23 protein-coding genes and 1 pseudogene are annotated in these 24,246 nt (G+C 76.4%); 9 read left to right on the top strand and 15 right to left on the bottom strand.

Annotated elements, in window-relative coordinates:
• Positions 1-45: 45 nt before the first annotated feature.
• The 3 genes from FKM96_RS21905 to FKM96_RS06550 form a co-directional block, all read right to left on the bottom strand.
• Positions 46-1,593 (bottom strand): GAF domain-containing protein, encoded by a 1,548-nt coding sequence (locus FKM96_RS21905; RefSeq protein ID WP_147794552.1) that lies wholly within the window; start codon positions 1,591-1,593, stop codon positions 46-48.
• Between the two features lie 115 nt (positions 1,594-1,708).
• Positions 1,709-2,383, bottom strand: a complete 675-nt coding sequence (locus FKM96_RS22145) for an ArsR/SmtB family transcription factor (RefSeq protein WP_371300501.1) — start codon at positions 2,381-2,383, stop codon at positions 1,709-1,711.
• 160 nt (positions 2,384-2,543) lie between these two features.
• Positions 2,544-4,352, bottom strand: coding sequence for a PKD domain-containing protein (locus FKM96_RS06550; protein ID WP_147794553.1), 1,809 nt, complete (start codon positions 4,350-4,352; stop codon positions 2,544-2,546).
• 488 nt (positions 4,353-4,840) lie between these two features.
• On the opposite strand from FKM96_RS06550, the gene FKM96_RS06555 reads away from it, so the two are divergent.
• From FKM96_RS06555 to FKM96_RS06565, 3 genes are all read left to right on the top strand, one after another.
• On the top strand, positions 4,841-6,178 hold the full coding sequence (locus FKM96_RS06555; RefSeq protein ID WP_147794554.1) for an APC family permease: 1,338 nt from the start codon (positions 4,841-4,843) through the stop codon (positions 6,176-6,178).
• Positions 6,179-6,299: 121 nt separating this feature from the next.
• Entirely contained in the window at positions 6,300-7,499 is a 1,200-nt protein-coding gene (locus FKM96_RS06560) for an LLM class flavin-dependent oxidoreductase (RefSeq protein ID WP_147794555.1), read from the top strand.
• Between the two features lie 139 nt (positions 7,500-7,638).
• On the top strand, positions 7,639-8,259 hold the full coding sequence (locus tag FKM96_RS06565) for an FMN reductase (protein ID WP_147794556.1): 621 nt from the start codon (positions 7,639-7,641) through the stop codon (positions 8,257-8,259).
• A gap of 28 nt (positions 8,260-8,287) precedes the next feature.
• Here FKM96_RS06565 and FKM96_RS06570 read toward each other — a convergent pair whose 3' ends face one another.
• The 4 genes from FKM96_RS06570 to FKM96_RS06585 form a co-directional block, all read right to left on the bottom strand.
• The gene (locus tag FKM96_RS06570; protein ID WP_147794557.1) at positions 8,288-10,537 is read right to left on the bottom strand and encodes a SpoIIE family protein phosphatase; all 2,250 of its coding nucleotides are present in this window, start codon (positions 10,535-10,537) and stop codon (positions 8,288-8,290) included.
• Between the two features lie 106 nt (positions 10,538-10,643).
• Complete coding sequence (gene crcB / locus FKM96_RS06575; protein ID WP_147794558.1) at positions 10,644-11,021, bottom strand: fluoride efflux transporter CrcB; 378 nt, start codon at positions 11,019-11,021, stop codon at positions 10,644-10,646.
• Positions 11,018-11,539 carry a CrcB family protein gene (locus tag FKM96_RS06580; RefSeq protein WP_147794559.1) on the bottom strand — a complete coding sequence of 174 codons (522 nt, stop codon included), beginning with the start codon at positions 11,537-11,539 and terminating at the stop codon, positions 11,018-11,020. Before FKM96_RS06580 ends, crcB begins: the two co-directional genes overlap by 4 nt.
• Positions 11,536-12,189 (bottom strand): response regulator transcription factor, encoded by a 654-nt coding sequence (locus FKM96_RS06585; RefSeq protein WP_168216896.1) that lies wholly within the window; start codon positions 12,187-12,189, stop codon positions 11,536-11,538. The genes FKM96_RS06580 and FKM96_RS06585 overlap by 4 nt, the downstream gene beginning before the upstream one ends.
• Positions 12,190-12,338: 149 nt before the next feature.
• Between FKM96_RS06585 and FKM96_RS06590 the strand changes: the two genes are divergently transcribed.
• The 3 genes from FKM96_RS06590 (at position 12,339) to FKM96_RS06600 (ending at position 13,576) form a co-directional block, all read left to right on the top strand.
• A complete protein-coding gene (locus FKM96_RS06590; protein WP_168216897.1) occupies positions 12,339-12,767 on the top strand; it encodes a phage holin family protein in 429 nt (142 codons plus the stop codon).
• 105 nt (positions 12,768-12,872) lie between these two features.
• Positions 12,873-13,301, top strand: a complete 429-nt coding sequence (locus tag FKM96_RS06595) for a phage holin family protein (RefSeq protein ID WP_147794561.1) — start codon at positions 12,873-12,875, stop codon at positions 13,299-13,301.
• Entirely contained in the window at positions 13,298-13,576 is a 279-nt protein-coding gene (locus FKM96_RS06600) for a DUF3618 domain-containing protein (RefSeq protein WP_147794562.1), read from the top strand. Before FKM96_RS06595 ends, FKM96_RS06600 begins: the two co-directional genes overlap by 4 nt.
• Before the next feature lie 67 nt (positions 13,577-13,643).
• Here FKM96_RS06600 and FKM96_RS06605 read toward each other — a convergent pair whose 3' ends face one another.
• On the bottom strand, positions 13,644-14,234 hold the full coding sequence (locus tag FKM96_RS06605; RefSeq protein WP_147794563.1) for a methylated-DNA--[protein]-cysteine S-methyltransferase: 591 nt from the start codon (positions 14,232-14,234) through the stop codon (positions 13,644-13,646).
• A 135-nt stretch (positions 14,235-14,369) separates the two neighbouring features.
• Complete coding sequence (locus FKM96_RS06610; RefSeq protein WP_147794564.1) at positions 14,370-14,579, bottom strand: BldC family transcriptional regulator; 210 nt, start codon at positions 14,577-14,579, stop codon at positions 14,370-14,372.
• Between the two features lie 746 nt (positions 14,580-15,325).
• Between FKM96_RS06610 and FKM96_RS06615 the strand changes: the two genes are divergently transcribed.
• The gene (locus FKM96_RS06615) at positions 15,326-15,517 is read left to right on the top strand and encodes a DUF3073 domain-containing protein (protein ID WP_147794565.1); all 192 of its coding nucleotides are present in this window, start codon (positions 15,326-15,328) and stop codon (positions 15,515-15,517) included.
• Positions 15,518-15,857: 340 nt separating this feature from the next.
• Here the strand turns inward: FKM96_RS06615 and purM are convergent, their stop codons facing one another.
• The 3 genes from purM to FKM96_RS06630 form a co-directional block, all read right to left on the bottom strand.
• The gene (gene purM / locus FKM96_RS06620) at positions 15,858-16,973 is read right to left on the bottom strand and encodes a phosphoribosylformylglycinamidine cyclo-ligase (RefSeq protein WP_147794566.1); all 1,116 of its coding nucleotides are present in this window, start codon (positions 16,971-16,973) and stop codon (positions 15,858-15,860) included.
• Positions 16,970-18,520 carry an amidophosphoribosyltransferase gene (gene purF, locus FKM96_RS06625; RefSeq protein WP_147794567.1) on the bottom strand — a complete coding sequence of 517 codons (1,551 nt, stop codon included), beginning with the start codon at positions 18,518-18,520 and terminating at the stop codon, positions 16,970-16,972. Before purF ends, purM begins: the two co-directional genes overlap by 4 nt.
• A gap of 114 nt (positions 18,521-18,634) precedes the next feature.
• The gene (locus FKM96_RS06630) at positions 18,635-19,063 is read right to left on the bottom strand and encodes a histidine kinase (RefSeq protein ID WP_246855235.1); all 429 of its coding nucleotides are present in this window, start codon (positions 19,061-19,063) and stop codon (positions 18,635-18,637) included.
• A gap of 45 nt (positions 19,064-19,108) precedes the next feature.
• Here FKM96_RS06630 and FKM96_RS06635 point away from each other — a divergent pair, with 45 nt between their 5' ends.
• Positions 19,109-19,771 carry a YigZ family protein gene (locus FKM96_RS06635; protein ID WP_147794568.1) on the top strand — a complete coding sequence of 221 codons (663 nt, stop codon included), beginning with the start codon at positions 19,109-19,111 and terminating at the stop codon, positions 19,769-19,771.
• Between the two features lie 82 nt (positions 19,772-19,853).
• Here FKM96_RS06635 and FKM96_RS06640 read toward each other — a convergent pair.
• Positions 19,854-20,228: pseudogene (locus FKM96_RS06640) on the bottom strand (sterol carrier family protein).
• An 83-nt stretch (positions 20,229-20,311) separates the two neighbouring features.
• Between FKM96_RS06640 and FKM96_RS20565 the strand changes: the two are divergent.
• Entirely contained in the window at positions 20,312-20,470 is a 159-nt protein-coding gene (locus tag FKM96_RS20565; RefSeq protein WP_168216899.1) for a hypothetical protein, read from the top strand.
• Positions 20,471-20,589: 119 nt separating this feature from the next.
• On the opposite strand, the gene rsgA is transcribed toward FKM96_RS20565, so the two are convergent.
• The gene (gene rsgA, locus FKM96_RS06645; RefSeq protein ID WP_147794569.1) at positions 20,590-21,687 is read right to left on the bottom strand and encodes a ribosome small subunit-dependent GTPase A; all 1,098 of its coding nucleotides are present in this window, start codon (positions 21,685-21,687) and stop codon (positions 20,590-20,592) included.
• Between the two features lie 135 nt (positions 21,688-21,822).
• Positions 21,823-24,237 carry a phosphoribosylformylglycinamidine synthase subunit PurL gene (purL, locus tag FKM96_RS06650; RefSeq protein WP_210417382.1) on the bottom strand — a complete coding sequence of 805 codons (2,415 nt, stop codon included), beginning with the start codon at positions 24,235-24,237 and terminating at the stop codon, positions 21,823-21,825.
• Positions 24,238-24,246: the final 9 nt, after the last annotated feature.

A 24,246-nucleotide genomic window follows, 5' to 3' on the forward strand; every position in this document is an offset into this window, starting at 1 on the left:
TCCGTCACAACCTTCCACTGCTCCCCGCGGCGCCGTGCGCCCGGGTCAGTCGAGGATCGCGCGGGTGACCGCCACCTGCTCGGTCAGCACCCCGCCGATCGTCTGCTGGGTCTCGTTGATCCGCTCCACGACGCCGCCGATCTGCGCCAGCGACGCGATCACGCCGTCGACCTGCTGCTGGATCGTCCGCACCTTGTCGCCGACCTGGGTGGTCGCCGCGGCGGTCTCGTTGGCGAGCTCCTTGACCTCGTGCGCGACGACGGCGAACCCGCGACCCGCCTCCCCCGCGCGCGCCGCCTCGATCGTGGCGTTCAGCGCGAGCAGGTTCGTCTGCGCCGCGATGCCCTGGATGACGGTGACGACCTGGCCGATCTCGGCGCTCGACTGCCCGAGCCCCGCCACGTCCCGGTTGGCGTCCTGGGCGATGCGCTGGCCGTCGGTGGCCACAGTCGTGGCGGCGAGCACGTTCCGCTCCACCTCCTGGATCGACGTCACGAGCTCCTCGCCCGCGGTGCGCAGCCGGGCCGCGCCCGCGTGCCGCTCGAGCGCCTGCGCCACCAGGAACGCGGTGTTGCGCAGCGCGTCCGTGCGGCCCTGCGACAGCGTCAGCGTGGTGGTCGCGAAGAAGTCCATCGTGCCGATGACCTGCCCGGCCACGACGATCGGCAGGCAGACGCCCGACTTCACGCCGACCCGCTGGGCCGCGGGCGCCCGGACGCAGTCGGTGAGCTCGCCGAGGTCGGGCACGAACACCACGTCCCGCGCCCGCCAGGCGCGGCCGGCGAGGCCGACGCCCTCGCGGAACGACGCCGTCCGCGTCACCTCGCGGAACTCGGCGCCCGCGTCGCCGGACTCCTGGACGAAGGTGAGCGCGCGCTGCTGCTCGTCGACCCGCCAGTAGGACCCGTACGCCCAGCCGAACCCCTCGCGGATGGCCGCGAGAGCCCGGTGGAGCGCCTCCTCGGCGGTCGGCGCGCCGGTGACCTCGTGGATCACGCGGTTGACCGCCTCGATGTCCTGCAGCGCCTCGGCCTGCCGCTCGGCGGTGGCGACCCGCTCGATCGCCTGGCTGACCAGCACCCCGATGCTGCGCAGCGTCGCGAGGCGCTGCGGGGAGGGGCTGAGCGTCTCCGTGGTGAAGAAGTCCATCGTGCCGGTGACGACGCCGTTCTCCAGCAGCGGGAAGCAGATGCCGGAGCGGACGCCCGCCCGCTGCGCCGCCGGGGCGCGCACGCAGTCCGTGAGCTCGCCCAGGTCCGCCACGAACACGAGGTCGCGGTGCCGCCAGGCCCGACCCGACAGCCCGACGCCCTCGGTGAACGACGCCGCGCGGGTCACCCGGCGGAACTCGTCGCCGGCGTCCCCGGACTCCTGGACGAGGTGCAGCGCGCGGTCGGCCTCCACCCGCCAGTACGAGCCGTACGCCCAGTCGAACCGCTCGCGGACGACGTCGAGCGCGGCGCGGACCGCCTCCTCGGACGTGGTCGCGCCGGCGAGCGCGTGCACGACCGCGGTGACGGCGTCGATGTTCGCGCGGGACTCGGACAGCTCGGTGGCCGCGGTCGGCGGCTGCGGGCGGGTGCGGGTGAACACGTGGCTCCTCGTGGGTCGGTACCCCTGGCGAGGAACCCATCGACGTCCGCGGGGCCCGCGTGAGCGGATCGCGCGCCACGAACCGGGTGATTCGGGCAAACGCGGCCGTTCGGACTCAGGCGCGGGACGGGCGGTCCGCGGCGGCGCCCCCGGTGCCGCCGTCGGGGCCGTCCGGGTCGTCCGCGGGGTCGTCGTCGGGGATGATCACGCGCGCGCCGAGGTCCCACGGCTGGAACACCCGCTCGCCGTCCATCCGGAACCGCAGGGTCCGCTGGGTGCGCACCCGCGGGCCGGCGGCGGCGTCGGGGTCGGGCTCGACGACGTCCCCCACGGCGGGCGGGGCGGGCGGGGCGGGCGGGGCGGGCGGGGCGGGCCGGGCGGGCGTGTCGGGCCGGGCGGGCGCGGCGGCCGGGGCGGGCCGCACGGCGGAGGCGGCGGGGGCGGCGGGGCCGCCGCCCTCGGGCCGGGGCTCCCCCTCCCCCAGCAGGACGTCGTCCAGCCGCCGGTAGCGGAACTCCGCCTCGCGGCGGTTCCGCTCGATCCACATCGTCATCAGGTCGAGCACCTCGGTCTCCAGGTGCGCGGGTCGGCGCTGCGCCTCGCGTCGCCGGCTGACGAGCCCCGCCTCCTCGAGCACGCGCAGGTGCTTGGACACCGCCTGCGGCGAGACGTCGTACGGGGCCGCCAGCGCGCCGACCGTGGCGTCGCCGGACGCGAGCCGGGCGACCAGGTCGCGGCGCAGCGGGTCGGCGAGCGCCGCGAACACCTGCGACAGGGGGTCGGCGGCCACGGGTCCACCTGACGGGTGGGTGGGTGACGGCTGCCGTAGCGTGCCACGCCACCCGCAGCGACCACAACCGCGCAGTTGCGCAACGCGGCGGGCTCGGGGCGGGGGCCCGCTCGCCGCAGCGGGACCGGCGCGGGACCGGCGCAGGGCCGAGGGCCGGGGGTCACCCCGTGGTGGTCAGCACCTGCTCCGGCCCGACGGTGGTCCCCGCCGCGTTCGTCGCCACCACGCGGTACCGGTAGGTCGTCCCCGGCGCGAGGCCCGTGAGGTCGACCGTGCCCGAGCGCTCCCAGGAGGCGGCGGGGAACGGCACGTCGCCGGACCGCGAGGCCCAGCCGCTCCCCCACTCGACGTGCACCGTCGTGTCGAGGCCGCGCGGGTGCACCCGCAGCTGCGCGACCGCGCCGGTCCGCGTCACGCCCGTCGCCGCGAGCGCCCGCACCGTCGGCGGTCCCGGGGTGTCGAACGTCCTCGTCAGCATGGTGCTGCCCGCCGCCGTGGTCGCGGTGGCCGTCCACCGGTACCGGGTGCCCGGGACCAGGCCGACGAGGTCGTGCGCGACCGCCTGCGCGGCGGTCGACGCGGCGAGCGGGCGCTCGACGCGGCCGCTCTCGGCGCCGCCCTCGGGACCCCAGGCGATGCGGACCGTCCCGGCCAGGCCGGCGGGGTCCGCCCACGCGCGCAGCCGGGCCCCCGTCCCGGTGACGCCGCTCTCGACGCCGGTGACCACCGGGGGCGCGGCGACCACGAGGGTGCGCGCGTCCGTGGCGGTGCGGCCCGCGGCGTCCGTGACCGTCAGCCGAGCGGTCACCGTGCCCGCGGCGTAGGTGTGCGTGACGACGCCGGGCTGCCCGGTGCCGGTGCGGGTCGTGCCGTCACCGAGCGCGAGGGTCCAGCGGATGATGCCCCCACCCGTCGCGGCGCCGCCGCCCGTGCTGCGCGCGAGGTCGAACGTGACCGCGAGCGGCGCCGGTCCGACCAGGGCCGACGGGCGCAGGTCCGCGGTCGGGGCGGCGTTCGCCGAGGGCCGGGCGACCGCGGCGGCGTAGGCGGCGCGCGCCGGCTCCGAGCCCGCCACCGCCCACGGGCAGGTGCCCGTCCCCTCGAACGACGACGCCACGTCGAGCCCCGGCCAGGCGCCGAGGTACGCGACCGCCTCGGTCAGCCAGGCGGCGCGCCGCGCGGGGTCCGCGGGGTCGGCGGCGGTGCCGAACTCCGCCAGCACCGCCTGCTTGCCGCGCGCCTCCGCCCACCGGCGGAACGGACCGGCCACCTCGGCGAGCGACCGCCACCCGGCCGGCTTGCCCGGCGCGCAGCCGTACCAGTTGTAGGCGTCCAGCCCGACCCGGTCCACCACGTCGTCCCCCGGGTAGAACGCGTCCGCCCCGGGGGTCGAGGGCGACGACCCGAAGCTGCCCGGCGTCACCACCCACGTCCACCGCACGTCGCGCACGCCCGCGTCGCGGAACACCTGCACGTAGCGCCGCCAGGCGGCCCGGAACTCCGCCGGGGTGCCCCAGCCCTGCGCGATGTCGGCCTCGTGGTGCAGCGTCAGGTACAGCGGGACGCCCAGGGCCGCGACGCCCGCGGCCTGCCGGCGGATGTCGCCGTCGACCGCTCCGGAGGCGATCGCCGACCACGGGACCACCGAGCCGTCGAGGCGCTTCGGCCAGATCGACAGCAGCGGGGTGCGGCCCCGGGCGACCGAGTCCGCGACCGGGCCCGCGGGCTGGGCGTCGTCCCACCGGCTGTACCAGCGGTGCACGTCGAGCCGGCGACCGAGCGCGTCCTCGAAGCCCGCGACGGCCGCGGCGGCGTCGGGGGCGGGGCCGCGGTCGACGTGCGCGCCGAGGCGGAAGCCCTCGGTGCTGGTCGGGGCGGGCGCGGCGGCGGCCGGTGCGGCGAGCGCGAGCACCGCCGCCAACGCGGCGACGAGAGCGGCGCCCCTGCGGGCGCGGGTCGGTGCGGACATGCGGATCCCCCTGCGTGCGGGCGCGCGCGGGCGCCCGGTCGTGCGGTGCTGCGGTGACCGGCGGCGCCGGCGGCGGGCCGGTGGCGCGGGGGCGACGTCGCCCCCGCGGACTGCCGCGACGAGCGCGGCGCGCGGTGGTGCGGGGTGGTGGTGCGCGGTGGTGCGGTCGGCGCCGGCCCGCGGGCACCGGCACCTGCTGCCGCGGTCTCGTCACGCGGCGTCGCCCGGTCCTCCGGGCGGGACGGCGGGCCGGGCCCGCACGTCCACCATCGACAACGCGCACGACCACCTGAGCCCTCCGGCCGGGCGTGTGCACCCGCTCACACCCCGCAGCCCGCCGCGCGGGCAGATCCCCGACCGAGGGGGCAGTCGACGCGTCGAGGGGGTAGCCCCGGGTTGCTCGCTCGACGCGTCGGCTACTCCCTCGGCGCCGGGCGGCCCGCACGCTCGCCGCGCGCGACCGCTCCGGCGCGCCGATACTCGGCCCGGTGACCACCGACACCGCCAGCGAGAAGTCCCCCGGCCTCCGCCGGGCCGTGACCGGTCCGCTGCTGTTCCTGTTCATCCTCGGAGACGTGCTCGGCGCGGGCGTGTACGCGCTGGTCGGCGAGCTCGGGGCGGAGGCCGGCGGCGCCATCTGGCTGCCGCTGCTGGTCGCGCTGGGCATGGCCCTGCTCACGGCGGCCTCGTACGCCGAGCTCGTCACCAAGTACCCGAAGGCCGGTGGGTCCGCGGTGTTCGCGCAGCGCGCGTTCGGCAGCCCGCTGGTGTCGTTCCTCGTCGGCTTCTGCATGCTCGCGGCGGGGGTCACCTCGGCGGCGGGCCTGGCGCTGGCGTTCGGCGGCGACTACCTCTCGGTGTTCCTCGACCTGCCGCCGGTGCTCACCGCGATCGTGTTCCTGGCCCTGGTGGCGGCGCTGAACATGCGCGGCATCCAGGAGTCGCTGCGCGCGAACGTCGTCATGACGTCGATCGAGCTGTCCGGCCTGGTCCTCGTCGTGGTCCTGGGCGCCGTCGTCCTCGGCCGCGGCGACGGCGACCCCGGCCGGGTGCTGGAGCTGCCCGCGGAAACCTCCTGGGCGGCTGCGGTCCTCGGCGGGGCGCTGATCGCGTTCTACTCGTTCGTCGGGTTCGAGACCTCCGCGAACCTGGCCGAGGAGGTCACCGACGTCCGCCGCGTCTACCCGCGCGCGCTGTTCGGCGCCCTCCTCGCCGCGGGCGTGGTCTACCTGCTGGTGGGGCTCGTCGCCCCGGCGGTCGTCGCGCCCGAGGACCTCGCCGCCTCCAGCGGCCCGCTCCTGGAGGTCGTGCGCTCGGCCGGCGGCGTCCCCCTCGAGATCTTCTCGGCGGTGGCGCTGGTCGCGGTCGCGAACGGCGCGCTGCTGACGATGATCATGGCCAGCCGGCTCACCTACGGCATGGCGCAGGAGGGCCTGCTGCCTCCGGCGCTCGGGCGGGTGCTGCCGGGCCGCCGCACCCCGTGGGTCGCGATCGTCGTCACCACGGTCGTCGCGATGGTCCTGGCCGCCACCGGCGAGCTGGTCGACCTGGCGTCGACGGTCGTCCTGCTGCTGCTGTTCGTCTTCCTCAGCACCAACGTGGCCGTGCTCGTCCTGCGCCGGGACCGGGTCGACCACCCGCACTTCCGGGCCTGGACCGCGCTGCCGGTGCTGGCGGTCGTCACCTGCGTCGTGCTGCTGACCCAGCAGGAGGCGCGGCACTGGGCGCTCGCCGGGGTGCTGCTCGCGGTCGGGCTGGTCCTGCACCTGGTGACGCGGCGGGCGAGCCGGCGGGCCCCGGCCGAGACCGGCGCCACGACGCACTGACCTGCGCCGACGCGCACGGGCACCGGGTCGGGGACGAACGTCCCGGCGGCGCGGAATAGATCGGCGCACGCCCTCGTTGGGGCGCAAGTACATGCAAACGCATCGACTTGAGGAGCGCGAGATGCAGTTCGGAGTCTTCACGGTCAGCGACATCACGCCTGACCCCCGCACGGGCCGCGCGCCCGACGACACCGAGCGCGTCCGGTCGATCCTCGCGATCGCCGAGCACGCGGAGGAGGTCGGCCTCGACGTCTTCGCGACCGGCGAGCACCACAACCCGCCGTTCGTGGCGTCGTCCCCGACCACGATGCTCGGCTACCTGGCCGGGCGCACCAAGAACATCGTGCTCTCGACCGCCACGACCCTGATCACCACGAACGACCCGGTCCGGCTGGCCGAGGAGTACGCGATGCTCCAGGTCATCTCCGGCGGCCGGATGGACCTCATGATGGGCCGCGGCAACACCGGCCCCGTCTACCCGTGGTTCGGCCAGGACATCCGGCAGGGCATCCCGCTGGCGATCGAGAACTACGCCCTGCTCCGCCGCCTCTGGGAGGAGGAGGTCGTCGACTGGGAGGGCAAGTTCCGCACGCCGCTGCAGGGCTTCACGTCGACCCCGCGGCCGCTGGACGGCGTCCCGCCGTTCGTGTGGCACGGCTCGATCCGGAGCCCCGAGATCGCCGAGCAGGCCGCCTACTACGGCGACGGCTTCTTCCACAACAACATCTTCTGGCCGATGAGCCACACCAAGCAGATGGTGCAGTTCTACCGGCAGCGGTTCGAGCACTACGGCCACGGCCGCGCGGACCAGGCGATCGTCGGCCTCGGCGGTCAGGTGTTCATGCGGAAGAACTCGCAGGACGCCGTGACCGAGTTCCGGCCGTACTTCGACAACGCGCCGGTCTACGGCCACGGGCCGTCGCTGGAGGACTTCTCCGCGCAGACGCCGCTGACCGTCGGCTCGCCGCAGCAGGTCATCGACCGGTACGCCGCCATGCGGCACGACATCGGCCACTACCAGCGCCAGCTGTTCCTCATCGACCACGCGGGCCTGCCGCTCAAGACCGTATTCGAGCAGCTCGACATCCTGGGTGGCGAGGTCGTCCCGGTGCTCCGCAAGGAGATGGAGTCCGACCGCCCCGCCGACGTCCCGTCCGGCCCGCCCACGCACGCCGAGCGCGTCGCGAAGGCCCGCGCCACCGGCCAGGTGCACGAGCAGACCGTCGCCGCCGCGGACCACTGGACCGGGAAGACGGCCGAGGACGACGCCGCGGCCGCCGACGCGGTCACCGCCCGGCAGGGCGCCGCGTCCGGCCTCTGACCGAAGGAACAACCCCGTCGGGCGGGAGGTTCTGACCGGCACGCCGTCGGCGTGCCCGGCCGGACCTCCCACCCGGCGCCCCGCACCACCCGAGCACCACCCCGCGCACCACCCCAGCAGGACCCCGAAGGAGCACGCCATGACCCAGCGCTCGATCGTCGCGCTGTCGGCCGGCCTCGGCCAGCCGTCCTCGACCCGTCTGCTCGCCGACCGCCTCGCCGAGGCGACCGCGACCGAGCTCGCCGACCGCGGGCAGCGCCCGGAGGTCCGCGTCGTCGAGCTGCGCGACCACGCGCACGACATCGTCAACGCGATGCTGACCGGCGTGCCCAGCCCCGCGCTGGCCGAGGTGATCGAGGCCGTGACCGGCGCGGACGCGCTCATCGCGGTCACCCCGCTGTTCACGACGACCTACTCGGGCCTGTTCAAGTCGTTCGTCGACATCCTGGACAAGGACTCGCTGGTGGGTCTGCCCGTGCTGCTCGGCGCGACCGGCGGCACCGCGCGGCACTCCCTGGCGCTCGAGTACTCGATCCGCCCGCTGTTCACCTACCTGCGGGCCGACGTCGCCACGACCTCGGTGTTCGCCGCGACCGACGACTGGGCCGCCGGCGCCACCGCCGACGAGCCGAGCCCGCTGCCCGCGCGCATCCGCCGCGCCGGCGCCGAGCTCGCCACGACCGTCGCCGCCCGCGGGCCGCGCGGGCCGCAGGACCCGTTCGCCGGCGCCCCGTCCTTCGCGGACCTGCTGGGCGGCTGAGCCGCGCCCGCGGCCCGCGCCGCGCGCGTCAGTCGCGCGCCAGCAGCACCACCGTCGCGTCGTCGTCCGACGCCGGGTCCCGCAGCCGCTCCACGAGTGCGTCCAGGTCCCCCGGCACCGGGCGGCCGACCGCCTCGACCGTCCGGGCGAGGGCGTCGCGCAGCGACTCCCTCCGCCGCTCGATCACCCCGTCCGTGAGCAGCAGCAGCGCGTCGCCCGGCCCGAGCGTCGTCCGGCCAGCCGCGGGCTCCCCGGTCAGCAGCCCGATGAGCGGCGAGCCCAGCACGGGCTCCCACGCCGCGGTGCCGTCGGCCCGCACCACGAGCGGCGGCAGGTGCCCCGCCCCGGAGTACTCCACCTCGCCGGTGGCGGGGTCGAGCAGCACGACCGCCATCGTCGCCATCTGGCCCGGCAGGGTCCACCGCGCGAGCGCGGCGACCCGGGACAGCACCACGGCGGGCGGTGCGGAGTCGAGCAGGTAGGCGCGGGTGGCGTTGCGCAGCTGGCCCATCGCCGCCGCCGTCGCGAGGCCGTGGCCCGTGACGTCGCCGATCGTGAGCGCGAGCCGGCCGTCGGCCAGCCGCAGCACGTCGTACCAGTCGCCGCCGACCTGCCCGGTCCCGGCGGGCTCGTACCGCGCGTCCACCGACCAGCCCGCGACGAACGGGAGCGAGGTGGGCAGCAGGGTCCGCTGGATCGCGCGCGCGGCGTTGACCTCGGCCCGCCCACGGCGGAACAGCGCCTCCACGAGGTACGTCCGCAGGTCGGCCGCGTTCTGCACGTGCTGGTCGTCCCACGGCAGCGAGCGCCCGCGGACCTGCTCCCGCCACAGGTCGAACGACTGCCGCGGGCCGAGCCGCACCCCGTCACCCTCCGGCACCGCGATCATCTTGTGGTGCGGGTCGCCGCCCCAGTCGACGGTGCGCACAACCTCGCCGCGCAGCCAGACGACCGTCCCGCCGTCGGGCAGGGCCACCACGACCGCGCCGGCGATCCCGGGCACGTCGGGCGCCCCCGGCTCCTCGGGCAGCCGGTCGGTGGCGAGCACCTCGTCCGCGGAGGACGCCCACGCCGCGATCTTCCGGCAGGCCTCGCCGTCGGGCACCCGGCCCCGGGTCAGCACGTCCGCGCCGACGCTGACCACCACCCCGTCGGCGGGGACCAGGGTCAGCAGGTCGTCGGTCCGGGTCAGCGCCTGCGCCAGCCGCACCTCCTCGTCGCGGCTGGCACCGACCAGGCGGGCCAGCACGCCGGACGCCCGGCGGCTCTCCGCCAGGGCGTCCTCCTCGACCTGGGCGACCAGCCGGGCGGACAGGGCGACGCCGAGGAACTCCGCCGCGGCGCGCACCCCGTAGGACGGCGCGTGCGGGCCGGAGTAGTGGTGGCACGCCACCATGCCCCAGAGCTTCCCGTCGCGGAGCAGCGAGATCGACATCGACGCCCGCACGCCCATGTTGCGCAGGTACTCGCAGTGGATCGGCGAGACGGAGCGGAGCGTGGCGTAGGTCAGGTCGAGCGGCCGGCCCGACAGCGGGTCGACCGTCGGCACGACCGGCACCGGCGTGTACTCGACGTCGGAGATGAGCCGGATCCAGCTCTTCTCGTACATCGCCCGCGCCTGCGCCGGGATGTCGGACGCCGGGTAGTGCAGACCGAGGAACGGCTCCAGGTCCCGGCGGCGCGCCTCGGCGACGACCTCGCCGTTGTACTCGGCGTCGAACCGGTAGATCATCACGCGGTCGAAGCCGGTCAGCCGCCGCACGTGCCGGGCCGCGATGTCGTACAGCTCGGTGAGCTCGCCGGCGCGGTTCAGGTCGGCGATCGCGTCGCGGACGCTCTCGTAGGTGGTGCCGTAGGTCAGCGGCCGCGGGCCGTCGGCGGGCTCGAGCTCGACGACGAACACCGGGCCGGGGTCGGCGAGCGTCGCCGGCGGCGGGCGGTGCACGACGACGTCGAGCTGGACGGTCCCGTCCGCGGTCGCGATCTCGACGAGCCCCGGGTTGCGGGTCCGGTGGTCCGGCACCGCGGCGAGCTGCTCGAGCACCACCCGGGCCGCCGGCACCCCCAGGACGTCGCCGAGCGGCGCGCCCAGCACGGTGTCGACGGGTCGGCCGAGCACGGTCGCGACGTTCTCGGAGGCCTGCAGGACGACGGCGCCGTCGTCCTGCACCACCAGGAGCACCCCGCGCGGCTGCACCGAGCCCGGGACGTGGATGGGCTCGCGCGCGCAGTTGTCGAGGTCGATCGGGTCGCCGGGCGCCACGAAGGTCTCGCTCAACGCCGTGTCCTTCCGGTCGGAGGACCCGACCGGGTGGGCCGAGCGGGCGCGCGGCGGCGCGGTCCCCGACGACCCTCGCAAACCGGGACGACCCGTGGCAAGTGGGTCAGCCGGCCCACACGGCGGTGAGCGCCAGCCCGGCCGCGGCGGCCGCGACCGTGAGCACCATGGTGCCGAGGAGGTTGGCGACCGCACGGGCCCGCTCGCCGGCCTGCGCCAGCCGGACGGTCTCGACCGCCGCGGCGGAGAACGTCGTGTACCCGCCGCAGAAGCCGGTCGCCAGGAGCAGCTGCCACGTCGCGGGCAGGCCGAGGTACAGGTGCGCCCCCGCCACCAGGCCGATGAGCAGCGACCCGGTGACGTTGACCGCGATGGTGGCCACGGGCAGCACCGTGCGCCCGCGGGCCCGGATGGTGCCGTCGACCCAGAACCGGGTCGCGGCGCCGAGGCCGCCCAGGACCGCGACGAGCAGCGCGTCGGTCACCGCGCACCGCCGGGCGTCGGGGTCGCACCCCGGCCGCGGTCCGCGAGCGCCGCCACCGCCGCCACGCCCGCGGCCGCGCACAGCACGCCGGCGACCAGGGACACCGCCGCGTACCCCAGGGCGGTCCCGACGGCCCCGGACGCGAGCAGCCGCTCGGTCTCCAGCGCCAGCGAGCTGAACGTGGTGTAGCCGCCGAGGACGCCCGTGCCGAGCGCGAGCCGCACCCGCTGCACCCCGGGCGTCTCCGGCCCGCGGCGACCCAGCACCTCGAGCAGCGCGCCCAGCAGGAACGCCCCCGAGAGGTTCGCGGTCAGCGTCCCGATCGGCCAGCCGTCCTGCGGGGGCAGCGCGAGGGACAGCCCGTACCGGCCGAGCGACCCCAGGGCGCCACCCGCCGCGACGAGCAGGGCGAGGCCCGCGCGGTGGTGCGCCGGGCGGGGCGCGGTCGGGGGGACGGGGGGCGTGCTCGTGGGGGCCTCCGGGTCGGCTCGTCGCGGCTGGTGCGGGCCGCGGCTCATCCTGCCGCACGCGGCGCGGTGCCCGTGCGGTACGCCAGCGCCGCCAGCACGCGCGGGCTGACGTCCGGGCCGGTGGCGCCGAGCGCACGGTAGACGGCCGCCAGGTGGTTCTCCACCGACCGCGGCGACAGCCCGAGCGCGTGCGCCACCGCCCGGTTCGACAGGCCCTGGGCGACGAGCGCGAGCACCCCGTCCTGCGCGGCGGTCAGTCCCAGGGCCCCGCCGGGCGCCGCCGCGGCGTCACCGGGGCCGACCACCGCGTGCCCGTCCGCCGCCGCGACCACCGCGCGCGCGAGCGCACCCGGGTCGGGGCACGCCCGTCGGGACACGTGGCTCCACGGCCGGGGCGCGCGGTCCCGCAGCGCCAGCACCACGCCGGAGGCGTCGCCGCCCGACAGCAGCAGCACCGCGAGGTCGGGATCGCGCTCCTGGAGCCGCAGGCCGACCTCGACCCCGGTCCCGTCCGCCAGCGCGTCCTCGACGACCAGCACGTCGACGGTGCGCGGCTCGACGCGGTCGAGCGCCTCGACCCGGCCCGCGAGCCGGTGCACCACGGCGAGCCGCGGGTCCGTCTCGAGGCCGAGCGCCAGCGCGGCGCGCGACAGCGCCTCGTCCACGACGAGAGCCACCCGCACGACGCGTCCGACCACGGGGGCACCGTACGCCCGGCGGCACGCCGCGCAGGTGGAGCGGGCGGGACGCCGCGCGGTGACTAGGGTGGTGCCACCGGGCGAACCAGGTGGCACCGGGAGCCGACGCGAGGACGCGGCGCGGCTCCGGTCCTGACGAGGAGGGCACCGTGACCGACGCCGACGAGCCGCGGCGGAGCCTGTTCGGCCGACTGGCGGAGCCGCTGGCCGAGAAGACCCGTGAGCGCATCGAGCAGGTCGAGGACCGCGTCCGGCGCTCGGTGCAGGCGGAGATCGACGCGGTGAGCCGCTCGGTGCGGGCACGGGCGGTGGAGGTCCGGCCGAGCGCCATCGCGTTCGCCGGGGCGCTGCTGCTCACGGTCTTCGGCCTGGCGCTGCTCGTCACCGCCGCCGTCGTCGGTCTCGCGCACGTGGTCGAGCTGTGGCTCGCGGCCGTGATCGTCGGGGTGGTGCTGATCGGCGCCGCCGCCGGGCTCGCGGCCTGGGGCCGCAGCCGGCTCCCCGAGCGCGTGCGACCGACGCCCCCGCCGCCCGGCCCGGCGCGCGACGCCGACCTCGTCCACCCCTGGGCCGACTGACCCGCACCACCCAGCACGGGGCACGCCCGGCCCGTCCCACCTGCGGAGATCACGCGGACGGGCCAGACTGGGGCCGAACGCCTCCCGTCCACGAAGGAGCACCGGATGACGACGACATCGGGCAGCGGGTCCGGCCCGGACCAGCAGTCGATCGGCCAGCTCATCAGCCGGCTCAGCGAGCAGGCCGCCCGGCTGGTGCGCGCGGAGATCGACCTGGCCAAGGCCGAGCTCGCGCAGAAGGCCAAGGCCGCGGGGATCGGGATCGGGCTGCTCGCGGGCGCCGCGTTCTTCGGGTTCTTCACGTTCGCGGTGCTGGTCACCACGGTGATCCTCGCGATCAGCGAGGGCCTGGCGCCGTGGCTCGCCGCGCTGATCGTGCTCGTCGCGCTCGCGATCATCACCGGCGTGCTCGCGCTCGTCGGGGTGAAGAGCCTGCAGAAGGGCACCCCGCCGACGCCCGAGAAGGCCGTCGCGGGTCTGAAGCAGGACGCCGCGACCGTGCAGAAGTCCGTCAAGGAGGGCCTGAGCCGATGAGCGACTCCCCCACGCCGAAGCCGACGATCACCGCCCTCGAGGCGGAGGTCCTGCTGACCCGCGCCGAGCTGGCCGGCACCGCCGACGCGCTCGCCGAGCGGCTGAGCCCGAAGCGGCAGGTCGCCGACGCCCGGTCCGCCGCGGAGAAGATCTGGCGCGACGCGGTCGGCACGGACCCGGCCGCCGACCCGGCCAACAAGAACCGGGCGCGCGGCATCCTCGCCGGCGCGGTGGGGGCGCTGGCCCTCGTGGTCGTGCTCGCCGTCCGTCGATGACCTCCGCCCGCGCGGGGCCCGACGCCCCGCGCGGGCGCCTCGAGCCGGCTCCCGCGCCCCGAGGGCGTCAGCCGCGCGCCTCGTGCGCCAGCAACGCCCGCTTGGTGTCGAGCCCGTAGTAGTAGCCGCCGAGCGTCCCGCCGCTGCGCAGCACCCGGTGGCACGGCACGAACGGGGCCACCAGGTTGCGCGCGCACGCCGAGCCGGCCGCGCGCACCGCGGTCGGGCTGCCGGCCGCTGCGGCGAGCTCCGCGTACGTGGCGGTCGTCCCCGGCGCGATCGCACGCATCGCCGCCCAGGCCCGCTGCTGGAACGGCCCGCCGGGCTGCGCGACGGGCACCGTGTCCAGCGCGCCCGCCTCGCCGTCGAGGTAGCGGGCCGCTGCGTCGGCGACCAGCGCGGGACCGGCGCCGCGGGCGGCGAGCGCTGCGGGCTCGAGCAGCTCGTGCCCACGCGCGGCCAGGTCCAGGGGCAGGCGCGCGGCCATCGCGGGCACCGGGCCGAAACCGGCGGCGCGCACGACGCCGTCCTCGGTCAGCAGCACGGCGAGCCCGCCGGCGGGCGAGGGGAGCACGGCCGCGAGCAGCGGCGCGGCAGGGTCGAACGGCACCGCGGCGGCTGTCGCGCGCGGCGGGACGGCGGTGGCGATCTCGGTCATGGCACCATCCTGCGCCCGCCGGCCGGGCGCGCACCGGCGGCGATCGGACATCGCGGCACGGCGGGACCGGCACCGTCGGCGGTGGCGGGACGACCGGGCCCGCCGCCGCGAGGCGTCAGGCCCGACGCGACGACGTCAGACGTCGTCGCCGCGCTGACCCGGGACGCCGCCGAGGAGCTCGCGCACCTCGGTCTCGCGGTAGCGCCGGTGACCGCCCAGGGTGCGGATCGACGACAGCTTGCCGGACTTCGCCCAGCGGGTGACCGTCTTGGGGTCGACCCGGAACAGGGTCGCGACCTCCGACGGCGTCAGCAGGATCTCGTTCTCGGTGTGGGGGGCAGACACGTCAGACCTCCGGGGTGCCCTCGTGGCGACGACCGGTCGGCTGACCCGCCGTCATGACAGACAGGAACATGGACATCGGTACCGCTGCCCGGACGGAGCCGGGCCGGCTCGGCATCGGTGACGTCATTCGCGCTCGACCCCCCTTGCGCCCCCACCGTGACGACGGTGTCACGTGCGAACTTCCGACAACTAGTACCAACGTCCCATTCCGGGACAAGTGGTAACTATGAGGACACTCTAGGTCGAAGTCGACATGACTGCGCGTCGACACCGTGCTCCGAACGGGCGGTCCCCACGCCCGACCGCCTCACCCGTCCGAGTGCATGGCGTCGTGACTGCACCGCCCGCAGCCCGCCCACCGGGTCGTTCGTCCCAGTCGGCGCCCCGGGCGTCGCGCTCGCGGCGCCACCGCGCTTCCCATCGTCCCGAGGCCGGCGCGCGTTCGCCAGTGGCGAAGATCACATCCGGCCCGCCCCGCGTGCCCGGACCTGGGTCCTACGCACCGGCCCGCCGGTCGCCACCTCGTCGGCGCACGTCGGGCCCCGTGACGTACGCGCCGCACGGCGCCGCGCGGCGGCGGCCGAGCCACCCGCGCGGGCTCCGCCGGCGCGGACCCGCTCCCGGGCGAGTGGTCGGAATGCCGCGGGACCATGTACCGTTGCGACACGAACAGACTATTCAGCATCCCGGGGCCGCACGTGTGAGCACGGAGCCGCCCCGCTTCCACGTTAGAGGGGGTCGATGCCATGGGGCGCGGCCGTCAGAAGGCTAAGCAGACGAAGGTGGCTCGGGAGCTGAAGTACTTCAGCCCCGACACCAACTACCGGGCGCTGGAGCAGGAGCTCACCGGCCACCGGAACGACCTCGTCACCGACAGCCGACAGGACTCCGACGACGAGGGTGACGACTACCCCCCTCGATGGGCGGACGAGCGCTGAATACCCGGGTCGGCAGCCACCCCGCGTGGCACCGGCCCCGCCGCTGAGACGCAGCGGCCACCAGCACGACGAGCCGGGTCCCCGCGCACCGTGATCGACGGTCGCAGGCGGACCCGGCTCGTGCGCTGCCCCGGCCTGCGCCGGTGCGCGCTGCCCGGGCCGGTGCGCGCTGCCCGGCTTACGCCCCGTGCGCGGCGCCGAGGCCCGCGGCGTTCGTGCGTACTCCCCCGATGCGCTGCACGCACCCCGGTGGCCCTCCCGGGCGGCACGCGTGGGCGAGGCTCCCGGGCGACCGCGCGCGACGTGCGGCGCGTGACCGCGCCGTCCCGCCACCCGCCGCTCAGGCCGTGCGGTACTCCCCGCTGAGCCGCACCGCGCCGCCCTGCACGCCCTTGGTGCCGGCCACCAGGTCGGGGCCGCCCTCGGCGTCCGCCGCCGTGAGGTCCCGCACCTCCCCGAGCCGCCAGGCGGTCAGCCCGAGCTCCGCCGCGTGGCGCTCGACCGCGTCCGCGCCCGCGGCGTCGACGATCGCGACCATGCCCACGCCGAGGTTGAGCGTCCGCTCCAGGTCCGTCCACGGGACCGAGCCCGCGGCCTGCACCAGCGAGAACACCGGCGGCAGCGTCCAGGACCCGCGCGGCACGTCCGCGACCAGGCCGGCGGGCAGCACCCGCGCGACGTTGGCCGCGAGCCCGCCGCCGGTCACGTGGCTGAACGCGTGCACCGCGCCGCCCGCGCGCTCGACCAGCGCGAGGCAGTCGGACGCGTAGACGCGGGTCGGCTCCAGCAGCTCCTCGCCGAGCGTGCGCCCGAGCTCCGGCACCTGCCGGTCGAGCGACCAGCCGGCGTGCGCGACGACCCGGCGGACCAGGGAGTAGCCGTTCGAGTGCAGGCCGCTCGACCCGAGCGCCACCAGCACGTCGCCCGACCGCACCCGCTCCGGGCCGAGCAGCGCGTCCGCCTCGACCACGCCGGTCGCGGCGCCGGCCACGTCGTACTCGTCGGGGCCCAGCAGACCCGGGTGCTCGGCGGTCTCACCGCCGACCAGCGCGGTGCCGGCGACCGAGCAGGCCGCCGCGATCCCGCGGACCACGTCGGCGATGCGCTCCGGGACGACCCGGCCGCAGGCGATGTAGTCGGTCATGAACAGCGGCTTCGCGCCCACCACGACGATGTCGTCGACGACCATGCCCACCAGGTCGAAGCCGATGGTGTCGTGCACGTCCATCGCCTGCGCGATCGCCACCTTGGTGCCGACGCCGTCGGTCGAGGTCGCGAGCAGCGGACGCCGGGAGCCGACGAGCGCCGAGGCGTCGAACAGCCCGGCGAACCCGCCGACCCCGCCCAGCACCTGCGGCCCGTGGGTCGCGCGGACGGCGTCCTTCATCAGCTCGACGGCCTTGTCGCCCGCCTCGGTGTCGACGCCGGCGGCGGCGTAGGTGATGCCCTCGGTCACGGGTGCTCCAGCGCGTTCGAGCCACCGGTCCCGGGGACCAGGGTGGCGAGTCCGTCCTCCGGAGCGCCGAGCGGCAGCTCGTTCTGCTCCAGCAGGTGCTTGCCGAGCCGGTCCTGCGACGGCAGCTCGATGGGGTACTTCCCGGTGAAGCACGCGGTGCACAGCTGCGCCGCGGGCTGCTCGGTGGCGGCGATCATGCCGTCCATGGAGATGTAGCCGAGCGAGTCGGCGCCCAGCGAGGACCCGATCTCCTCGACCGCGAGGCCGTTCGCGATCAGCTCGGCCCGGGACGCGAAGTCGATGCCGTAGAAGCACGGCCACTTCACCGGCGGGCTGCTGATCCGCACGTGCACCTCGGCGGCGCCCGCCTCGCGGAGCATCCGGATCAGCGCGCGCTGGGTGTTGCCGCGCACGATCGAGTCGTCCACGACGACCAGCCGCTTGCCGCGGATGACCTCGCGCAGCGGGTTGAGCTTGAGCCGGATGCCGAGCTGGCGCAGCGTCTGCGACGGCTGGATGAACGTCCGGCCGACGTAGGCGTTCTTGGTCAGGCCCTGGCCGAACGGGATGCCGGACGCCTGCGCGTAGCCGACCGCCGCCGGGGTGCCGGACTCGGGCACCGGGATGACCAGGTCGGCCTCGACCGGGTGCTCCTTCGCCAGGCGGCGGCCCATCTCGACGCGCGCGGCGTGCACGGAGCGGCCGGCGATCGTGGTGTCGGGGCGCGCGAGGTAGACGTACTCGAACACGCAGCCCGCGCGCTGCTGCTTCTCGGTGAACCGCTGGGTGCGCAGGCCGTCCGCGTCGATCGCGACGAGCTCGCCCGGCTCGATCTCCCGGACGAACGACGCGCCGACGATGTCGAGCGCCGGGGTCTCGCTCGCGACGACCCAGCCGCGCTCCAGCCGGCCGAGCACCAGCGGGCGCACGCCCTGCGGGTCGCGGGCGGCGTACAGCGTGTGCTCGTCCATCCACACCAGGCTGAAGGCGCCGCGCAGCCGCGGGAGCACCTCCATCGCCGTGGCCTCGAGCGTGTGGTCCTGGTCCCCCGCGAACAGCGCCGTGACCAGAGCCGTGTCCGTGGTGTTGCCGCGCGCGAGCTCGCCGCGCCGCTGCGCGCCGTACCGCTCCGCGACCAGGTCGACCAGCTCGGCCGTGTTCGTCAGGTTGCCGTTGTGGGCCAGCGCGACCGTGCCGCCGGCCGTCGCGCCGAGCGTCGGCTGGGCGTTCTCCCACGTGCTGCCGCCGGTCGTCGAGTACCGCGCGTGCCCGACGGCGATGTGGCCGTGCAGGGCGTTCAGCGCCGTCTCGTCGAAGACCTGGGACACCAGGCCCATGTCCTTGTAGACGAGCAGCTGCTCGCCGTTCGACGTCGCGATGCCCGCCGACTCCTGGCCGCGGTGCTGCAGCGCGTACAGGCCGAAGTAGGTGAGCTTGGCGACCTCCTCGCCGGGAGCCCAGACCCCGAACACGCCGCACGCGTCCTGGGGTCCCTTCTCGTTCGGCAGGAGGTCGTGGTTGAGCTTGCCGTCTCCGCGGGGGGCCACGACTCCATGGTGACACATGCCACGCGCAGCCCCGTCCCGAGACCGGGACGTCCGTCCCGGGGCGGCGGGGGCGGGCAGCCGTGCCGGCGGCGGTTCCCCGCGGGCCGGCGGGGGTCAGCGCCGGCGGCTGCGCCGGTCCGCGACGAGCGCGGCGAGCGCCCCGGCGAACGCGCCGACGATCGCGCCGACGAACGCCGAGACCGCCCGCGCACCGCCCTGGCCGCCCAGGAAGCCGATGAACGCCTGCGGGTCGGACTCGGCGAGCCCGCTCCCCGAGGCGGCCACCTGCGCGAGCACGAACCCGATCAGCGCCCCGAGCAGGACGCCCGCCGTGATGAACGCGCCGATCTTCGGCGCGCGGCGGACGCGCGCGGGCTCGGCGACGCGGGCCAGCACGTCCTCGTCGGGCACCGGCGCGACCGCGGGCTCCGTGGGTGCCGCGGGGTCGGGCGCCGTCTCGGCACCGGGGGCCGGCTCGGTCGGTGCGGGCGCGTCGGCGCCCCGCTCGTCGTCGGGTCGCCCGGGTTCGGTCGTGTCGGCCACCCGCAGATCCTAGGTGCTCCCGGGCGACGGCCTAGGCTCGGACCGATGCCCTCCCCCGCCGCCGACCCCGCGCCGCGGTACCCGTCCACCATCGCCGCGGCGGTCGAGCACGAGCTCGTGATCAAGAAGTCCCGGTTCCTCGCCCTGGTGCAGCCGGTCTCCTCGGTGGCGGAGGCGGACGCCGTCGTCGCCGCCGTGCGCAAGCGGTACTGGGACGCCCGGCACCACTGCGTCGCGCTGTCGGTGGGGCCGCTCGCCGAGCAGCAGCGCTCGACCGACGACGGCGAGCCGTCCGGCACCGCGGGCGTCCCGATGCTCGAGGTGCTGCGCCGCCGGGAGCTCACCGACCTGGTCGCGGTCGTGTCCCGGTACTTCGGCGGCGTGCTGCTCGGCGCGGGCGGTCTGGTGCGGGCGTACTCGACCGCGACCTCCGGGGCCCTGGACCGGGCGCGGCTCGTCCGGCGCAGCGCCGCGGTGCGGGTCACGGTCGACGCCCCGCACGCCGACGCGGGCCGGCTGCACGGGGTGCTGCGGGACTGGACGGAGGCGCACGAGGGCGCCCTGGAGGACGTCGCCTACGGCGCGGAGGCCCGCTTCACGCTCCTGATCCCCCCGCCCGCCCTGGACGCGTTCGACGCGGCCCTCGCCGCGGCCACCTCGGGGACCCTCCGCGCGGGACGCGGCGCCACGGTGGTCCTCTCCCGCTAGGGCGGCCGCCGACGTCGGCGGTTGCGCCCGAGGTCGGCGGTTGCGCCACCCCTCGCCCGGCCGGAACCGACGACCTCGGCGACTAGAGGCGGGAGCGGGTCGCCTGGAGCGGGAGCCAGTCCGCCAGGTCGGCGCGCTCGCCCGAGGCGTGCACCCGGCCCGCGGCCAGCGCCTAGTGCCACGACTCGGCGCCCGTCGCGAGGGCGAGCCAGGTCTGCGGGTCCGTCTCCACGACGTTCGGCGGGGTGCCGCGGGTGTGCCGCGGGCCCTCGACGGCCTGGACGGCGCCGTCCGGCGGGACCCGGACCTCGACCGTGTGGCCCGGGGCGACGTCGGCCAGCTCCTCCAGCGTGAACCGGACGGCGGTGCGGCGGGCGGCCACGTCGGTCGGGTCCGCGCGCCAGGCGGCGACGGCGGCCCGGCCGACCGCGGGGTCGGTGCGGCGACGGGGAGGCATGGGGCCATCATCCCCGGTCGCGGCGGCGCACGCCCGGGCCCCGCGCCCTCCGGCCCGCGCGCCGCGTGGCAGGATCGACGCCCATGAGCCGCACCCCCGCCGAGCCCGCGACGACCGACGTGCCCTCGACCGAGCCCCGCCCGCGCGCCTCGCGCGCCGCCCTGTGGGGCGCGCTCGGGTCCGCAGCGGCCGGGCTGGCCGCGGTGGGCGCGATCATCGTGCTGGCGGTGCGGGCGGGCTGACGCCGCCGGACGCGCTGCTGGCGCCGGCGAGGTCGTCCCGTCGTGGTGAGGTCGTCACTCGTTCCTGACGACCTCACCAGGTCGGGACGACCTCACCGGGTCCTGACGACCTCACCGGCTCAGCGCGTCGGGCGGCCCTGCTGGAGGCGGTGGTACGCCACGGTCGCGCGGCGCACGCGGTTGCGCTCCGCCGCGGCGAGCGCCGCGTCCGCACGGCGCTCCTGGTAGGCCGCCTCCCGGGCCAGCCGCCGCCAGGAGTCGAGCCGCCGCGCGGGCAGCGTGCCGTCCTCGACGGCCGCGAGCACCGCGCAGCCCGGCTCGGTGCGGTGCGCGCAGTCGGCGAACCGGCAGCCGGCGGCGAGCTCGGCCACGTCCGCGAACGTCGCGTCCAACGCCGCCGCGTCGGCGACCAGCCCGACGCCGCGCAGCCCCGGGGTGTCGATGAGACAGGCGCCCCCGGCGAGCGGCACGAGCTCCCGGTGCACGGTGGTGTGCCGCCCGCGCCCATCGGCCCGGCGGGCGCCGGTCGCCATCACGTCCGTGCCGGCCAGCGCGTTCACGAGCGTCGACTTCCCCGCGCCCGACGGCCCCACGACCACGAGCGTCCGCCCGGGCCCCAGCAGGGCGCGCACCGGCTCGAGCCCCGTCCCGGCCGCGACGCTGACCGCGTGCACGTCGGCGCCGATCGCGAGCGCCCGGACCTCGTCGGCCATGCCGTCCGGGTCCGGCACGAGGTCGGCCTTGGTCAGCACCACGACCGGCGTCGCCCCCGACCGCCAGGCCAGGGTCAGCAGCCGCTCGACGCGCCCGGGGCTGGGATCGGGGTCCAGGTGCTCGACGACGAGCACGACGTCGACGTTCGCGGCGAGCACCTGGGCGCGGGAGGTGCGGTCGGCGCCGTCCCGGACCACCGCGGTGCGGCGCGGGCGGAGGCCGACGAGCAGCGGGGCGCCGTCCGGGCCGGCGCCCAGCACGGCGTGGTCGCCAACCGCGGGCGGCACCGCGTCCCCGGGGGCGCCGTCGGCGTCGAGCAGCGGCACCAGCCCCTCGCCGGGCAGCGGCACCCGCACGGGCTCGGCGCCGTTCGCGGCCGGGGCCTCGCCGGTCGTGGCGACCGCCGCGCCGGCGTCGTCCGCGGGCAGCACGAGCACGGCCCCGCGGTCGACGCGCACGACGCGTCCCGCGGCGCCGTGCGACCCGGCATCGGAGGAGGACATGCCCACGACGGTAGGAACCCCCGCACGGCGCGCGCGAGCCCTTTTCCCGCGCCGGGGTGCCGGATCCCCACCCGGTTCTCGCGCCCTCACCCGATCGATCGGGTGGCGACGCGAGGATCGGGTGGGGACCAGCCGTCAGCCGAAGTGGCGCGGGAGGGTGGCCTCGTGCGCCGCGCGGGCCTCGGCCAGCGGGAGCGTGAACAGGCCCGTGACCTCGACGGCCGGCGCGTGCACGTGCTGCTCCGGCGCGTCCTGCGTCCGGGCGCCGGCGCCGGGGCTGCACGTCTCGGCGGTGACGCCGATCGCCAGCGCCGGGACGCCCTGCGCGGTGCACAGGTCCTCGAACCGCACCGCCTCGGACCGCGGCACCGCGACGACCGCGCGCGCCGTCGACTCCGAGAACAGCGCCTCGAACGGCGTGACGCCGTCGCGCTCGCACAGCCCGGCGAGGTCGACCTGCACGCCGACGCCGTACCGCAGCGAGGACTCGACGAGCGCCTGCGCGAGCCCGCCCTCGGACAGGTCGTGCGCGGCGTCGACGAGGTCGTCCCGCGACGCCCGGACCAGGACGGTCGCGAGCTTGCGCTCGGCCTCCAGGTCGACCCGCGGCGGGGTGCCGCCCAGCTGGGCGTGCGCGACGTCGGCCCACGCCGAGCCGTCGAGCTCCCCGCGGGTCGTGCCGAGCAGGTAGACGGACTGGCCAGCGGTGGTCCAGCCGGACGGCGTCGCCTCCGCGACGTCGTCGATCACGCCGAGCACGCCGACGACCGGGGTCGGGTGGATGGCGGAGTCGATCTTCCCGGGCTCGCCGGTGCCGTTGTAGAGCGAGACGTTGCCGCCGGTCACCGGGGTGCCGAGCACCGCGCAGGCGTCGGCGAGGCCCTCGATCGCCTGGACGAGCTGCCACATCGACGCCGGGTCCTCGGGGCTGCCGAAGTTGAGGCAGTCGGTGACGGCCAGCGGCGTGGCGCCCGAGGCGGCCACGTTCCGGTACGCCTCGGCGAGCGCGAGCTGCGCGCCGGCGTACGGGTCGAGCTTGGCGTACCGGCCGTTCGCGTCGGTCGCGAGCGCCACGCCCAGGCCGGTCGACTCGTCGACCCGGACCACGCCGGCGTCGTCGGGCTGGGCGAGCGCGGTGTTGCCCTGCACGAACCGGTCGTACTGGTCGGTGACCCACGCCTTCGACGCGAGGTTCGGCGACGCGAGCAGCGCCAGCACGGTGGCTCGCAACGCGGGACCGCCCTCGGGGCGGGCGTACCGCTCGACGCCCTCCGGCGTGCTGACGGAGTCCGCGACCAGGCCGTCCTGCCACTCCGGGCGGGAGTACGGGCGGTCGTAGACCGGGCCCTCGTGCGCGACCGTCTTCGGGTCGACGTCGACGATCCGCTGCCCGTGGTGGTCGATCGTGAGGCGGCCGGTGCCGGTGACCTCGCCGATCACGGCGGTCTCGACGTCCCACCTCCCGGTGATCGCGAGGAACTCGTCGAGCTTCTCCGGCGTGACGACCGCCATCATCCGCTCCTGCGACTCCGACATGAGGATCTCGCCGGCCGTCAGGGTGGGGTCGCGCAGCAGCACGTTCTCGAGGTCGACGTGCATGCCGCCGTCGCCGTTGGACGCGAGCTCGGAGGTGGCGCAGGAGATGCCGGCCGCGCCGAGGTCCTGGATGCCCTCGACCACGCGGGCCGCGTAGAGCTCCAGGCAGCACTCGATGAGCACCTTCTCCATGAACGGGTCGCCGACCTGGACCGAGGGACGCTTGGACGGCTTGGTGTCGTCGAAGGTCTCCGAGGCCAGGATCGAGGCGCCGCCGATGCCGTCGCCGCCGGTGCGCGCGCCGAACAGCACGACCTTGTTGCCCACACCCGAGGCGTTGGCCAGGTGGATGTCCTCGTGCCGCAGCACGCCGAGGCACAGCGCGTTGACCAGCGGGTTGCCCTGGTAGGAGGCGTCGAACACGAGCTCGCCGCCGATGTTCGGCAGGCCGAGCGAGTTGCCGTACCCGCCGACGCCGGAGACGACGCCGTGCACGACGCGGGCGGTGTCGGGGTGGTCGACCGCGCCGAACCGCAGCTGGTCCATGACCGCCACCGGCCGCGCGCCCATCGAGATGATGTCGCGGACGATGCCGCCGACGCCGGTCGCGGCGCCCTGGTACGGCTCGACGTACGACGGGTGGTTGTGCGACTCGACCTTGAAGGTCACCGCCCAGCCGTCGCCGATGTCGACGACGCCGGCGTTCTCGCCGATGCCGACGAGCAGGTGCTCGGTCATCTCCGGCGTGACGCGCTCGCCGAACTTCCGCAGGTGGGTCTTGCTCGACTTGTACGAGCAGTGCTCCGACCACATGACGGAGTACATGGCCAGCTCGGCGGCCGTGGGGCGGCGGCCGAGGATGTCGCGGATCCGCTGGTACTCGTCCGGCTTGAGGCCGAGCTCCGCGAACGGCTGCTCCTGGTCGGGGGTGGCCGCGGCCGCGTCGACGGTGTCGGACACGTGGCCCGAGGTCGGCTCGGCGGGGCGCTGCGAGGCGGGCGTCGTGCTGGTCATCGAATCCCT

The sequence above is a fragment of the Cellulomonas sp. Y8 genome (assembly GCF_008033115.1).
GTDB lineage: Bacteria > Actinomycetota > Actinomycetes > Actinomycetales > Cellulomonadaceae > Cellulomonas.